This is a genomic window from Pseudomonas sp. 14P5.3.2 (assembly GCF_057799175.1).
In genome coordinates this window covers 23710-38615 of record NZ_JBYOKU010000006.1, presented here as the reverse complement: position 1 = coordinate 38615, position 14906 = coordinate 23710, and the positions used below count along the sequence as shown (strand labels likewise).

Genomic DNA, 14906 nt, shown 5'->3' with positions numbered 1-14906 from the left:
TGTGCGGCGCCTGCGAGGGCAGCCGCCGCACCTCCTGCCAAAACAGCCCCGAACGCTTACAATCGCCCGTCTAACCGCCCCCTCAGACAGGCGCTTCAAGAAATGCTCCTCGATCCACCAACGATGCTGACCATCTCGATCGCTCTCGCTGCCGCTGCCGCGCTGTATCTGGCGGTCGAGTGGCGCAGCATTCGTGAGCCTTCGCTGCTGTTCTGGAGCGCCGGTTTCGCCACGATTACCGTCGGTTCCACCCTGGCACTGCTACGCAGCAACGGCTTTCTGCTGGTCGGCATCTGGTTTGCCAACGGCTTGCTGGTGACCGCGCATTTCCTGTTTCTACTCGGCGTGGCGCGCTTCACCCAGATTCGCCTGTCCCGCGCCTGGTACCTGATCTTCGTCTGCTGGCTGGTGATGCTGTTGCTGCCGGACGGGCCGCTGTGGTCGAAAGTCATGCTGGCGGCCAACTCGCTGCTGGTGGCCGCCTCGACGCTCAAGGCCAGTCTGCTGCTGCGCCCGCATGGCAAATCGCTGAGCGTCGGCGCGGTGCAATTGCGCTACGTGCTGCTGGGCCATGGGATGTTCTATGTGGCCAAGGCAATGACCGTGATGATCCCGGGGACGCTGATCGACCTCGCCGCGTTCCGTGGCGTCATCATCCAGATCTCGCTGGTCGAAGGCGCGATGGCGATCATGCTGATCGCGCTGTCGATGACCGGCACCGAACGTTACCGGCGCGAAGAGCAGATCGCCCGATTGGCCGCCCGCGACCCGCTGACCGCCCTGTACAACCGGCGCGCGCTCGACGTGCGCGCGCCGCGCCTGCTGCAGGACGTCTCCCCGGCGCATCCCGGCGCCCTGCTGCTGATCGACATCGACAACTTCAAACTGGTCAACGACCAGTACGGTCACAGCGCCGGCGACCGTTTGCTCGTCGCCTTGAGCGAAATGATTCGCACCGAGACCACCGATGAGACATTGGCCGCGCGCTTGGGCGGTGACGAGTTCGTGATTTTGCTGAGCAACGCGCCCAGTGATCACATCGTCAGACTGGGCGACGCCCTGCGCGATCAGTTCCAGCGCAACGCCGCCCAGACCTTCCCCACCGCCGAACCGGTGACGCTGAGCATCGGCGCCACCCTGTTCAACCAGCCGCCGGCGAGCCTCGCGGCACTGATCGAGCAAGGCGACGCCGCGCTCTACGAATCCAAGCGCGGCGGCCGCAACCGCCTGCGCCTGACCGGGCTTACCACTTCAGGATGACCAGACCGATGACCCGTTCCGAGACGCCCCTGCAAGACCTCGCCGCCCCCGAAGGCGTCTGCTACGGCTGCGGCGGCCGCAACCCCCACGGGCTGCACGTCAAAAGCTATTGGCACGAGGACGGCGTGCACGTCATGGCCGAACATCTGCCGGCCGACAAATACTGCGGCTGGCCGGACCTGGTGTACGGCGGCCTGCTGGCGATGCTGATCGACTGCCATTCCAACTGGACCGCCATGGCCTGGCACTACCGCCATGAACAACGTGAACCAGGCAGCCTGCCGCGCATCGACTGCGTGACCGGCAACCTCGGCATCAAATTCATCAAACCCACGCCGATGGGCGTCACCCTGACCTTGCGCGCCAGGGTCGAAGGCGAAGTCGGACGCAAGACCCGGGTGATCTGCGAAGTGTACGCCGGGGAGGTGCTGACGGCGGTGGGTGATTCGGTGTTCGTGCGGGTTGATACCGGGCAACTGGCGGATGCGGCACACGGCCGCTGAATCCCCACTCCCCCGCCTCCTGAGCAGCCTACGGAAGCTCCTATAGGGAACACCGCTGGATATGAATCTTCGATGCGACGCGCAAGAAGCCAGCTCAGCAACTCCAATGGTTAGTTTTTTTGGTTTGAGAGGTAATGATTAAACAATCTGAAAAACTGTAATTTCTAACAGGTGTCAGGTCTCCGGTAAGCAGTGAAGATTAAGTCACCACTACAGGAGAAAGCCCCATGATTCTCAGAGAAGATATTCTCGCAGCAATGGCAGAAATGAGCGTAATGGATCTGAACGATCTGGTTAAAGCATTCGAGGAAAAGTTTGGAGTCACTATACCGGTGCCGAATACCACAGCTCCGGCGGACTCATCTACCGGCATTTCGAATAAGACTGAATTCACGGTAACTCTGGATTCTGTTGGTAAAGACAAGGTTGCAGTCATAAAACAAATTCGAGAGATCACTGGGCAGGGCCTGAAAGAAGCAAAAGACTTTGTGGAAAACCTTCCCTTTACAGTAAAAGAGGGCATTTCAAAGGATGACGCCGACGCCCTGAGCAAAAGGCTGATGGGCGTAGGTGCAACGGTATCGATTAAGTAGCCTGATGATACTCGTCGAGTTACCAATCAAGCGAAAGCCCTTCCTCAAGCATTTACGCCCAAGGCAGTGCGCCGCTCGAACCATCCAGAGCGCGCCAACACCTTGGGCGTTATGCTGTCCGACGACTGCTCCTGACCGGCGCGATGCGTGACGTGCATGGCAAGGTGCGCCAGGCAATTGCGCGATTACTGCATACGCTGAGCAAACCCGGCTAGGCGCGCCTACGCCAAAATCGACGAGGCTATAGCCGACCGCACTTCCAGGAGTCTCCACCCAGTGTCCGACCTGCCGACCCAGCGCGCCTACACCCGGCGCTTCAACGCCGTACTCGCCTATATCGACGCGCATCTCGAAGGCGACCTCTCGGTGAGTACGTTGAGTCAGTTGGCGAACTTTTCGGTGTTTCACTTCCATCGGCAATTCAGCGCCTTCGTTGGCGTGCCAGTGTCGCGCTATGTGCAGCTGATGCGCTTGCGCCGGGCTGCGCATCGGCTGGCCGCGCAGCCGGAGCATTCGATACTGGATGTCGCGTCTGGCGCCGGTTTCGAAAGTCCGGAAGCGTTCAGTCGAGCGTTCCGACGTGACTTCGGCATGACGCCGAGTGCCTTCAGGAAGCAACCGAACTGGCAGATCTGGAATGCGGTGTTTGCCATCCCTCATTTTTCCAGGAGCGTCATCATGCAAACACGAATCGTCGATTTCCCGACCGTGCGCGTCGCTGCGCTTGAGCACTGCGGCGCACCGGGGGAGGTTCAGCAAAGCGTGCAGAAATTCATCGCCTGGCGCATGCAAAGCGGGCAGTCGCCCGTGGCGTCGAGTCGCACCTTCGGCATTCCCTACAACAACCCCGACACCACTGCGGCGCAGGATTTTCGCTTCGCCATCTGTGGCGAGATTGATGAGCCGGTAGCACCCAATACGTTCGGCGTGCGGGAACTCGTCATTCCCGGTGGACGTTGCGTGGTGGTGCGGCACGTCGGTTCGCCGGATCATATCGGCGAAACCATCTATCCGGTCTACCGTGACTGGTTGCCGGCCAGCGGTGAGGAATTGCGCGATCATCCGCTGTTTTTCCATTACCTGAGCGTGTATCCCGAGACCCCGCAGGAGCAATGGCAGACGGACATCTATGTGCCTTTGCAATCGTAAGATTCACTTACATGTTTTTCCGCTTGTGGTGCGTAATGACAACCCTTTATAAGAGCGGCTCACTCGCGAATTGAAGGATGTAAACATGAGCAATGCCTGGAACGAAGGGTATTTCACCGACGAGGGCTACACCTACTCGTATAGCCGGGAAATCAACCCGGTGTTCCAGCGTTATTGTTTGTTGTTGCGCGGTTTTGCCACCCTCGAAGATACCGGCGGTTACCACTGCGAACTGGGCTTCGGCCAGGGTGTTTCAATCAACATCCACGCCGCCGCCAACCCGGGCAACTATGTCGGCACCGACTTCACACCGTCCCAGGCCGCGCATGCCATTGCGCTGGCGAATGACTGGAACAGCCAGGCACGACTGTATGACGACAGCTTCGAGCAGTTGCTGGCCCGTAATGACCTGCCGGCCTTCGACAGCATCAGCCTGCATGGCATCTGGACCTGGGTCAGCCGTGACAACCAGAAACTGATCGTCGAATTCGCCCGGCGCCACCTCAAGCCAGGGGGCATGTTGTACGTCAGCTACAACTGCTTCCCGGGCTGGTCACCTTCGGCACCCTTGCGCAATCTGTTCAGCCTGCACAACCGCTTTGCCAGCCAGGCCTCGACCAGCCCGGCCAAGCGCATCGATGCCGCGATGCAGTTTTCCGAAGCGCTGTTGGCGGCCAATCCGAAGTACGCCAAAGCGGCGCCGGCCCTGGGTGCCCAGTTGCAGAGCATCAAGGGCCAGAATCGTCAGTACGTGGCCCATGAGTACTTCAACCGCAATTGGGACTGCATGTACTTCACTGACGTGGTCGACGCCATGACCGCAGCCAAACTCGACTACGCCACCACGGCCGTGCCGCTGGACACAGTGGCCCCGCTGAATTTGAGTGCAGAGGGCATGGACTTTCTGGAAGGTATCGAGCACCCGATCATGCGCGAACAGGCGCGCGACTATTTCATCAATCAGAACTTCCGCCGGGATCTGTACGTACGTGGCGCCAATCGGCTGTCTGCTGCCGAGCAGCGCGATGGCCTGCTGAGAACGCGTTTTGTCCTGCTGCAAGCGATTGAGAGCATTCCCGACACGGTCACTGGTCCCGCCGGCGAGGCTGCGCTGCAAACAGAGATTTACAGCCCGGTGCTCGAAGCGCTCGCCGCCAGTGCTTACGCACCGAAAACCCTGCAGCAGTTGTCGATGGCCGTCGGCTCCGTGTCTTACGACGACCTGGTGCAGGCTGTCACCGTGCTGATCGGCATGGGCGTCGCCGCCCCGTGCCAGAGCGAAGCCGCCGAAAGGCAGGTGCAGGAACGTTGCGACACTCTCAACCTGCAACTGTGCAAACGCGCGCTGTTCAACAACAACATTCAGGTGCTGGCCAGTCCGGTCACCGGCGGTGGCGTACCGATCAGCCGCGTGCAGCAGTTGTTCCTGATTTCGATCAAGCAAGGCATGACACAACCGAGCGAGTGGGCGCAGTTGGCATGGGCCGTCATCGGTGATCAGGGCGAAGTGCTGCTCAAGGGTGACCAGCCGCTGCTCACGCCCGAAGAAAACCTGGCCGAGATGACCGAACAGGCGCGGGCATTTGCCCAGACACCGCTGGATATTCTCATGGCGTTGAAAATTGCCTGATCCTTCCATGCGCGTCGGCTGACGTGCAGGCAAACCGTGCGACTGGCCGTGATCGAAAGCGGCCAGCCGCCTGCATTTACGGCGTTTAATGCCGCCTCCTGAAAAATCCACGCCGCTACTGTCACCTCGCTCCCCGGCAAAAAAAGCAAAATTGCCATGTGTTTCCATCGTTCCTTCTTGCGTCGCACTGTTCATTGCCCGTTCCTGTCTGTCTGGAGTTTCTCGATGCCGTCGCCCAAATCCCTGCCCTCTGCCCTGTTGGGCCTGGCCCTCGCCTGCCCGGTCATGGCCGAGGAACCCAAAGGCATGGAGTTGGGGCAGGTGCTGATTTCGGCTGAGGAACAAAGCGGCGCCGATGCCTCCGTCGCCGAGGCCCAAGCGCGCCTGGCGCAAGTGCCCGGCGGCAGCAACGTGGTCGACATGCGCCAACCGTTGCAGGGTCGTGTGGCGAGCAATCAGGACGTACTGGCGTATCAGCCGGGGGTTTACGCGCAGTCGGCGGGCAACGAAGGGGTGAAGATTTCGATCCGTGGTTCGGGGATCAACCGGGCGCCGGGCGCGCACGCTTCCGGGCTGTACACCCTGCTCGACGGCCTGCCGCTGACCGGCCCCGGCGGCACGCCCTACGAATTGCTCGAACCGCTGTGGCTCGACCATGTGGAGGTGCTGCGCGGCGCCAACGGCTTTGATCGCGGCGCCCTGGCGCTGGGCGGCGCCGTCGATTACATCAGCCACACCGGTTACGACGCGCCGAAACTGCAGGTGCGTTATGCCACCGGCAGCCATGGTTATCAGCAGCGGCAAGTTAGCTCCGGACAAGTGCTGGGCGACTTCGATTACTACGTGTCGCTGACCGACTCGAACGCCGACGGCTATCAGGATCACACCGCCAGCGAGAGCAAAGGCGTGATCGCCAACTTCGGCTATCGCTTCAATCCGAACCTGGACACCCGCTTCTATATCCGCTATCGCGAGACCGACAACGACCTCGCCGGTCGCGTGACCAAGCACTCGATCGAGCACGATCCGCGGGCGGCCAACCCGGCTTATGTGTCGCGCGACGACAGCCGCAAACAACCGGGCAGCACCTTCATCGGCAACAAGACCACCTACTACATCGACGACGATTCGAGCATCCAGACCGGCCTGGTCTATCACGATTACCCGATGGACCTGCGCGAAGGCCCGAACCGTCTGAAAGTGGCCTACACCGACGTCAGCGGCACCTTCGACTACAAGCGCCGCGACACCGTGTTCGGCATGGAAAGCCGCAGCACCGTGGGCCTGCGCACCACCAAACACCTGCCCAACGACGGCGCCAGTGAATTCGTGCGCATCCCGTCCGGCAACACCGCCGCGTATGTGCCGGGCACACGCATGCGCAACTTCACCTATCAGGGTTCGGACACCGTGCTGCATGTGGGCAACGACCTGGAACTCGCCGACGACCTGTGGCTGACCACCGGCCTCGCCGCCATCTACACCCGCCGCGAAAGCGCCGTCACCTACCCGCAAAGCGGCGGCAAAACCAGCCTGAATGACTGGGATTACGCCCCGCGTCTGGGCCTGCGCTATCAGGTCACGCCGGATCTGCAACTGTTCGGCAACCTCAGCCGCTCAGTCGAGGCACCGCACCCGTGGTCGCTGATCTACAGCTCGAACATCCGCTTCCCCGCCGGCAACGGTGCGGCGACCGGCACCCAGAGCGACCCGATCAAACTGCAAAACCAGACCGCAACCACCCTCGAACTCGGCGGCCGCGGCGACAGCGCACTCGGCCAGTGGAGCCTGGCGTGGTACTACGCGCAGGTGCGCCACGAATTGCTTTCGGTACTGCCGGACGCCAACGCCGTCACCCCGTACGAACTCAACGCCAGCCCCACCGTGCACCAAGGCGTGGAAGCCAGCCTGCAAAGCACACTGTGGTCAGCGGCCGACGGACGTAAATTGAGCCTGCGCCAGGCCTACACCTTCAGCGATTTCCACTACCGCGACGACCAGCGTTTCGGCGACAACCGTCTGCCCGGCCTGCCGATGCACTACTACCAGGGCGAACTGCGCCACGACTGGCCGCAGGGCTTCTTCGCGGCGGTCAATACGCAACTGGTGTCCAAGGTCGCGGTGGATTACGCCAACAGCTACTACGCCGATCCCTACGCATTGTTCGGCGCCACCGTCGGCTACAACGCGCCGAAAAACGACTGGCAAACCTGGCTGGACCTGCGCAACCTGACCAACCAGCACTACGCCGCGACGGTCACGCCGGGGTATGACGACAAGGGCCTGGATGCGGCGCGGTCTACGCCGGGTGAAGGGCTGGGGGTTTATGTCGGGGTGTCGTGGAGTTTGCTCTGACGGCATGACCTGACCAGCAGCAGCAAAACGCAGCGGGTCAAAACGGCCCCTGCGTCATCACCCGCGTCTCGATGATGCTGCGCAGCGCAACGACCCGCTTCTGATACAGATCGGTCAAACAATCGAGCTTCGCGCCACAGGCCTTGCGGCTTTTGAGGAAGGCCTGTTGTTCGCCGATCAGAGCATCGCGCCCGCCCATCGGCAGCAGGCGTTTATCGAGGCTGAACAGCTCGCCCATGGTGACGTCCAGGTCGTTCAAGGCGCGGTTGGCGCAGACGGCTTTTTCGTCCATGGATTTGGCCTTGTCGCAGTCGAAACTGGCGGCTTGCGTCGAATTTGCAGCGATCAGCAGCGCGCAGCCGAGGGCGGCTGCGGTCACCCGTGAAATTTCTCGAACTCCCGTCATGGCTTCGTATCCAACGTTGTAGGTCAATGGAGGTATGAAAAATGAAAAGCACCGACGATATCAAGCCTGCAACACCTCATAACGCGCCACCGCTCGACTCCTCGGGCAAACCGGTGGATGTGGTGAACCGCGATCTGCAGGACAGCGACGACGACACCCGCGCCGTAGACGAGGTGATTACCCCCACCTCCACCCGCGTCATGGAACAGGACACCGAGGAACTCAAGCGTAAGACCGATGCGATCGAACGCAAGGTCGCCGACGGTAACTGACGCGACTCCCCCCTCTAAGAGTGAATTTTCACCTTCCTGTCCCGGGTTTTCCTGCCCGGGACAACCCTCCCCCTGTCCTGCAAGCCGCGTTTTTACTGGCTTCGCCCCTTCTGCTTCAGCAATTTGTATTCACATCCCAGCTTAATAATATTTTACCGATACCCCCCTCCTGCCTAGTCTGACCGCAAGCAAAACGGACAAGCCTGAAGCGATCCGAATCCACTTGCCTTGCCAGGAAGGATGTAGAAATGACCACTGAAATAATAAAAACAGACACGCTTGTCGTGGGGGCCGGACAGGCCGGTGTGGCGATGAGCGAGCACCTGAGCAAACTCGGCGTGCCACACCTGGTGCTTGAGCGCAGCCGCATCGCCGAACGCTGGCGCACCGGGCGCTGGGACTCGTTGGTAGCCAACGGTCCGGCGTGGCACGACCGCTTCCCGGGGCTGGAATTCGATGATGTCGATCCCGACGGTTTCGCCCATAAGGAGCGCGTGGCGGACTACTTCGAAGCCTATGCGAAGAAATTCAACGCGCCGATCCGCACCGGCGTTGAAGTCAAAAGCGTGGTGCGCAATGTCGGGCGTCCGGGCTTCACCATTGAGACTTCCGAAGGAGTGATCGAGGCCAGCCGCGTGGTCGCGGCGACCGGCCCGTTCCAGCGCCCGGTGATCCCGCCGATTGCGCCGCAAGACCCGCGTCTGTTGCAGATCCACTCCGCCGACTATCGCAATCCGCAGCAACTGCCCGCAGGCGCAGTGCTGGTGGTTGGCGCCGGTTCGTCAGGCGTGCAGATCGCCGATGAACTGCAGCGCTCCGGCAAGCAGGTGTACCTGTCGGTAGGTGCACATGACCGTCCGCCGCGTGCCTATCGCAACCGTGATTTCTGCTGGTGGCTGGGGGTGCTCGGCGAGTGGGATCAGGCGGCGATGAAACCCGGTCGGGAGCACGTGACCATCGCGGTCAGCGGCGCGCATGGCGGGCGCACCATCGACTTCCGTGGTCTGGCCCATCGCGGCATGACGCTGGTCGGCGTGACCGAGTCGTTCAATAACGGCGTGGTGACCTTCAAGCAGGACCTGCGCGACAACCTCAAGCGCGGTGACGAGAACTATCTGGCGCTGCTGGATGCCGCCGATGCCTACATCGAGCGCAACGGTCTCGACCTGCCGGAAGAACCCGAAGCACGCGAAACCTATGCGGATCCCGAGTGCGTGAAAAATCCGCTGCTCGATCTGGATCTGGCCAAGGCCGGAATCACTTCGATCATCTGGGCCACCGGGTTCGCCGTGGATTATTCCTGGCTGCAGGTCGCCGCGTTTGACGACAAGGGCAAACCGCAGCATCAGCGTGGCGTGTCCAGCGAGCCGGGGGTGTATTTCCTTGGGCTGCCATGGCAGTCGCGGCGCGGCTCGTCGTTTATCTGGGGCGTGTGGCACGACGCCAAACACGTGGCCGATCACATCGCCACCCAGCGCAAATACCTCGACTACCAGGATGCCGAGCAGCGTGAAGCCGCCCTGCATGCGCAGATTCACAGCAAAGCCGTCGGCACCGTCGACGCTTGATTTCCCTTTTTCGCGGCGGTGCCCGGTGCGCCGCTGAACACCTAGTCTGGAGCTGTACATGAGCAAGCCAACCCACACCCGCATCCGTATGTTCAACACCAAGGACACCTACCCGAACCAGACTCTGGACAACGACCTGTGCCAGGCCGTACGCGCCGGCAACACCGTGTATGTCCGGGGTCAGGTCGGCACCGATTTCGACGGTAATCTGGTGGGCCTCGGGGATCCGCGTGCGCAGGCCGAACAGGCCATGCGCAACGTCAAGCAACTGCTGGAAGAAGCCGGCAGCGACATGAGCCATATCGTCAAGACCACCACCTACCTGATCGACCCGCGCTACCGCGAGCCGGTGTATCAGGAAGTCGGCAAGTGGCTCAAAGGCGTGTTCCCGATCTCCACCGGGCTGGTGGTGTCGGCACTGGGGCAGCCGCAGTGGCTGATGGAGATTGATGTGGTGGCGGTGATTCCCGATTAACCCTGAAAACCGAGTCGCGACATTCGCGAGCAAGCTCGCTCCCACAGGGAAATACATGCCAACTGTGGGAGCGAGCTTGCTCGCGAAGAGGCCCGCAAGGACAACAAATTCCTCGAAAGGAGTTAGACCATGACCTTTTCAATCGCAGCCCGTTGCCCCGAAACCGGCCAGTTCGGTGTCGCCATCAGTTCCTCCAGCATCGCCGTCGGCGCGCGTTGTCCGTGGCTGCTGCCGGGTGTCGGCGCGGTGTCGAGCCAGAACATCACCCTGCCGTCCCTCGGCCCGGAAGTCCTTGCATTGATGGAGCAAGGCCACGCGCCCGACGCTGCGCTGGACCAGGTGCTGACCCGCAACGGCTACAGCCAATACCGGCAGATCACCGCGATCAACCACCTCGGCCAGACCGCGCACTTCAGCGGCGCGCAGACCCTCGGCGTGCACAACGCCGTGTCCGGCGAACAATGCGTGGCCGCCGGCAACATGCTCGCCGGGCGTGCGGTAATCGAGGCGATGGTCAGTGCCTTTGAGGACGGCGAAGGCCAGTTGGCCGACCGCTTGCTCAAGGCCTTGCACGCCGCACAAGCCCTCGGTGGCGAAGCCGGGCCGGTGCATTCGGCGGCTATGGTGGTGGTCGGCGAACAGACCTGGCCGATCGTCAATTTGCGAGTCGACTGGGCAGACGCAGACCCGATCGGCCAGTTGCAAAAACTCTGGGATGCCTATCAGCCGCAGCTGCAGGACTACATCGACCGTGCCCTCGACCCGGCCAAGGCGCCGGGCTATGGCGTTGCCGGAGATGATCGATGAGCAGCAGCGTCGCGTTGCTCAAGACGCTGGTGGGGTTCGACACCACCAGCCGCGAATCCAACCTGCAGTTGATCGAGTTCGTGCGTGACTACCTCGCTGGCTTCGGCGTGCCGTGCGAGCTGATCTACAACGCCGAGCGCAGCAAGGCCAATCTGTTCGCGACGATTGGCCCGGCCGAGCAACCGGGCATCGTGCTCTCCGGACACACTGATGTGGTGCCGGTCGACGGCCAACCGTGGACAGTGGCGCCGTTCGAACTCAGCGAGCGTGACGGCAAGCTGTTCGGCCGTGGCACCGCCGACATGAAGGGCTACATCGCCTGCGTGTTGGCCTCGGTGCCGGCGCTGGTCGCTGCAGACCTGCGCATGCCGGTGCACATCGCCTTGTCCTATGACGAAGAAGTCGGCTGCCTCGGCGTGCGCTCATTGCTCGCCGAACTGCAGCAGCGCCCGGTGAAACCGCTGCTGTGCATCATCGGCGAGCCCACCGAGCTGAAACCGGTGCTCGGCCATAAAGGCAAACTGGCGATGCGCTGCGACGTGCATGGTCATCCCTGCCATTCGGCCTACGCACCGCTGGGAGTCAACGCCATCGAATACGCCGCCGAGCTGATCGGCGAGCTGGGGCGTATCGGCCAGCAACTGAAAGCGCCCGAGCATCACGACGCGCGCTTCGATCCACCCTACAGCACGGTGCAGACCGGGGTGATCAGCGGCGGCAAGGCCTTGAACATCGTGCCTGCCGATTGCCGCTTCGACTTCGAAATCCGCGCCCTGCCCTCGCAGGATCCAACCCAGGTCGCACAACAGTTGCAGGCCTACGCCGAGCAGCAAGTGCTGCCGCGCATGCGTGCGGTCAGCGAGCACAGCGCAATTCGTTTCAGTGAGCTGTCGGCGTATCCGGGCCTGGCCACCGATGCGCAGAGTCAGGCGGCCGAGCTGATTGCGGCATTCTGTGGTTCACGGGAATTCGGCACCGTAGCGTTCGGCACCGAGGGCGGGCTGTTCGATGCGGCGGGTATTCCCACGGTGGTCTGTGGCCCCGGCAGCATGGATCAGGGGCACAAACCGGACGAGTTTGTCAGTCGTGCGCAACTCGATGCCTGCGATGCGATGCTGCAGCGGATGCTGACCTCGATCCGCGCTTGAAACACGGCTCGACGCACGCTCAGGCGTACAGTCGAGCCAACTCCTCACGGCAATGATCGACGAACAACTGCACCGGTTTGGTCAGTTGCACCCGACGCAGCCAGGCTGCCGACAAACCCGAGCCGGTCACGGTTTCCGCCAGCGGCACGCACACCACTTTCTGCCCGTCGTAGGTGTATTCGCCGAACGGCCGGGTCACCAGAATCGAAAAGCCGAAACCGCGCCCGACCATGCCGCGCACCATCTCGATCGACGGCGAGCTGAAGACGATGTGCGGGGTCAGTCCGCGCTCCTCGAAAATGCTCACGAAATAGGTGCGGCTGGGCACCACGTCGAGCAGGATCATCGGCTCCAGCACCAGATCGTGCAGCGAGACTTTCGCCTGTTGCGCAAAGCGGTGGTCGGCCGGCAGCAACGCATAGGGCTGCTGCGGCGGCATCAGCGGCGTGGTTTCGATGGTGGTGTCGAGGTCGTGCTCGAACAGCATCGCGACATCGATGCTGCCGGCGGTCAGCGCCTGCACCAGTTCCTGTTGTTCGCCATCGCGAATGCGGATTTCCACGCCCGGCCAGCGCTGCTTGAAACCGGCGATCAGGCGCGGCAGGTACAGCGGCGCGACCGTTTCGAAACAGCCGATATCGATCTGCCCGGCGACCACATCGTTGTCGGCCAGCGCGTTCTGCTCGAACTCATGCGCCACCCGCAGCAGCTCCAGCGCCTTGCGATAAAACCGCGAGCCGCTGGGCGTCAGCGAAACGCCCTGGGCGTGATGGCGGATGAACAGCTGCACGCCGAAGCTTTCTTCCAGATGCTTGATCGCGGTGGAGACCGACGGCTGGGCGATATAGAGCTTGCGCGAGGCTTCGGCGACGCTGCCGCAATCGGCGGTGGTGACGAAGTATTTGAGCTGGCGCAGGTTGTAGGCGGCCATATAAAACCTCTGCAAGTGAGACGACGCTTTTGTGGCGAGGGAGCTTGCTCCCGCTTGAGTGCGCAGCACTCACAACATCAGCGGGCGTGGCGCAGTTTTGGGGGCCGCTGCGCAGCCCAGCGGGAGCAAGCTCCCTCGCCACAGGAAAGGGTTCGCCTCTGAAAGTTTTTGTTATTGATCACTGTTGAACATACCGGACAGCCCCCAGACCCGGGGCATATATTTTTTAAGGTCTGAAGCAACAAACTTACTAATTTATCTATCCCGGGCCTTTGCACATGATCGCTTCAACAAGAAATGCGCCGTCCGTGTCGGCGCTTACCGAAGTACGTCCACGTACTCATCCTTGCCTTGGAGTTCGTCATGTCCACCTCTGCAACAACGTCCGCCCCGCTCATTGAAAAACACACGATAGGATACGTGCCCCCCGAAGATCGCCACGGAAAGGTCAGGGATCTGTTCACGCTGTGGTTCGGCGGCAACATCGCGCCGTTGCCTATTGTTACGGGCGCGCTGGGCGTGCAGTTGTTCCACTTGAATCTGGTGTGGGGCATCGTCGCGATTCTGGTCGGTCATCTGGTCGGCGGCGTGCTGATGGCGCTGCACTCGGCGCAAGGCCCGCAGATGGGCATTCCGCAGATGATCCAGAGCCGCGCGCAGTTCGGCTCGCTGGGCGCATTGCTGGTGGTGCTGATTGCCGGGGTCATGTACATCGGCTTTTTCGCCTCCAACATCGTGCTGGCCGGCAAGTCGCTGCACGGCGTGGTCGACAGCGTGCCGGTGCCGGTCGGCATCGTCATCGGCGCGTTCGGTTCGGGGATCATCGGCATCATCGGCTACCGCTTCATCCACGTGCTCAACCGCATCGGCACCTGGGTGCTGGGGATCGGCATCGTCGTCGGTTTCGGCTACATCTTCACCCATATACAAACCGATGACTTCCTCACCCGCGGCAGCTTCAACCTCTCCGGCTGGCTCGCCACCGTGTCGCTCGCTGCACTGTGGCAGATCGCGTTTGCGCCTTACGTGTCCGACTATTCGCGTTATTTGCCGGCCGATGTAAAAGTCTCGTCGACGTTCTGGACGACGTATCTGGGTTCGGCACTGGGCTCGAGTCTGGCGTTCATCTTCGGTGCCGTCGCCGTGCTGGCGACACCCGTGGGCATGGACACCATGGATGCGGTCAAGCTCGCCACCGGCTCGATCGGGCCGCTGATGCTGGTGCTGTTCCTGCTCAGCGTGATCAGTCACAACGCCCTCAACCTGTACGGCGCGGTGCTGTCGCTGATCACCCTGGTGCAGACCTTCGCCTACCGCTGGATCCCCACCGCCAAAAGCCGTGCGGTGATCTCGGTGATCGTCCTGCTGGCCTGCTGCTTTGCCGCCGTCGGCGCCTCGAAGGACTTCATCGGTCACTTCGTCGACATGGTGCTGGTGCTGCTGGTGGTCCTGGTGCCGTGGACCGCGATCAACCTGATCGACTTCTACGCCATTCACAAAGGCAAGTACGACATCCAGTCGATCTTCCAGGTCGACGGCGGCATCTACGGACGCTACAACCCGCAAGCGCTGCTGGCCTACGCGATCGGCATCGCGGTGCAGATCCCGTTCATGAACACGCCGCTATACGTCGGCCCGGTCTCGGCGCACATCAACGGCGCGGACCTGTCGTGGCTGGTCGGGCTGCTGGTGACTTCGCCGCTGTACTTCCGGCTGGCGAGTCGTGACAGCGCCTATCGGCGGCGGACGATGGGTGGGAAGCTGATGGGCAGTCTCTGAGATTGATTCGATGTAAAAAGAAGGCCCGCC

The 14906-nt window shown here is 61.8% G+C and carries 14 protein-coding genes; 12 read left to right on the top strand and 2 right to left on the bottom strand.

What is annotated here, in order from left to right:
- Positions 1-102 precede the first annotated feature (102 nt).
- The 6 genes from AC27VU_RS06695 (at position 103) to AC27VU_RS06670 (ending at position 7490) form a co-directional block, all read left to right on the top strand.
- Positions 103-1260 carry a GGDEF domain-containing protein gene (locus tag AC27VU_RS06695; RefSeq protein WP_488723722.1) on the top strand — a complete coding sequence of 386 codons (1158 nt, stop codon included), beginning with the start codon at positions 103-105 and terminating at the stop codon, positions 1258-1260.
- An 8-nt stretch (positions 1261-1268) separates the two neighbouring features.
- Entirely contained in the window at positions 1269-1763 is a 495-nt protein-coding gene (locus AC27VU_RS06690; RefSeq protein WP_488723721.1) for a PaaI family thioesterase, read from the top strand.
- A 227-nt stretch (positions 1764-1990) separates the two neighbouring features.
- A complete protein-coding gene (rplL, locus tag AC27VU_RS06685; RefSeq protein ID WP_488723720.1) occupies positions 1991-2356 on the top strand; it encodes a 50S ribosomal protein L7/L12 in 366 nt (121 codons plus the stop codon).
- Positions 2357-2632: 276 nt separating this feature from the next.
- Positions 2633-3505 carry an AraC family transcriptional regulator gene (locus AC27VU_RS06680; RefSeq protein ID WP_488723719.1) on the top strand — a complete coding sequence of 291 codons (873 nt, stop codon included), beginning with the start codon at positions 2633-2635 and terminating at the stop codon, positions 3503-3505.
- Between the two features lie 85 nt (positions 3506-3590).
- Complete coding sequence (locus tag AC27VU_RS06675; RefSeq protein WP_488723718.1) at positions 3591-5135, top strand: methyltransferase regulatory domain-containing protein; 1545 nt, start codon at positions 3591-3593, stop codon at positions 5133-5135.
- Positions 5136-5360: 225 nt separating this feature from the next.
- Complete coding sequence (locus AC27VU_RS06670; protein ID WP_488723717.1) at positions 5361-7490, top strand: TonB-dependent receptor family protein; 2130 nt, start codon at positions 5361-5363, stop codon at positions 7488-7490.
- A 37-nt stretch (positions 7491-7527) separates the two neighbouring features.
- Here the strand turns inward: AC27VU_RS06670 and AC27VU_RS06665 are convergent, their stop codons facing one another.
- Entirely contained in the window at positions 7528-7896 is a 369-nt protein-coding gene (locus tag AC27VU_RS06665) for a lysozyme inhibitor LprI family protein (RefSeq protein ID WP_003225866.1), read from the bottom strand.
- 41 nt (positions 7897-7937) lie between these two features.
- Between AC27VU_RS06665 and AC27VU_RS06660 the strand changes: the two genes are divergently transcribed.
- The 5 genes from AC27VU_RS06660 (at position 7938) to argE (ending at position 12166) form a co-directional block, all read left to right on the top strand.
- Positions 7938-8168, top strand: coding sequence for a hypothetical protein (locus tag AC27VU_RS06660; RefSeq protein WP_096796409.1), 231 nt, complete (start codon positions 7938-7940; stop codon positions 8166-8168).
- 248 nt (positions 8169-8416) lie between these two features.
- Entirely contained in the window at positions 8417-9736 is a 1320-nt protein-coding gene (locus AC27VU_RS06655) for a flavin-containing monooxygenase (RefSeq protein WP_226500237.1), read from the top strand.
- Positions 9737-9794: 58 nt separating this feature from the next.
- Positions 9795-10211, top strand: coding sequence for a RidA family protein (locus tag AC27VU_RS06650; protein WP_095136459.1), 417 nt, complete (start codon positions 9795-9797; stop codon positions 10209-10211).
- A 129-nt stretch (positions 10212-10340) separates the two neighbouring features.
- Positions 10341-11018, top strand: a complete 678-nt coding sequence (locus AC27VU_RS06645; protein WP_488723716.1) for a DUF1028 domain-containing protein — start codon at positions 10341-10343, stop codon at positions 11016-11018.
- Positions 11015-12166, top strand: coding sequence for an acetylornithine deacetylase (argE, locus tag AC27VU_RS06640; protein ID WP_488723715.1), 1152 nt, complete (start codon positions 11015-11017; stop codon positions 12164-12166). Before AC27VU_RS06645 ends, argE begins: the two co-directional genes overlap by 4 nt.
- A gap of 19 nt (positions 12167-12185) precedes the next feature.
- On the opposite strand, the gene AC27VU_RS06635 is transcribed toward argE, so the two are convergent.
- Positions 12186-13097 (bottom strand): LysR family transcriptional regulator, encoded by a 912-nt coding sequence (locus AC27VU_RS06635; protein WP_045122508.1) that lies wholly within the window; start codon positions 13095-13097, stop codon positions 12186-12188.
- Between the two features lie 363 nt (positions 13098-13460).
- Between AC27VU_RS06635 and AC27VU_RS06630 the strand changes: the two genes are divergently transcribed.
- Positions 13461-14876 carry a purine-cytosine permease family protein gene (locus AC27VU_RS06630; protein ID WP_488723714.1) on the top strand — a complete coding sequence of 472 codons (1416 nt, stop codon included), beginning with the start codon at positions 13461-13463 and terminating at the stop codon, positions 14874-14876.
- The last annotated feature ends 30 nt before the right edge of the window (positions 14877-14906 follow it).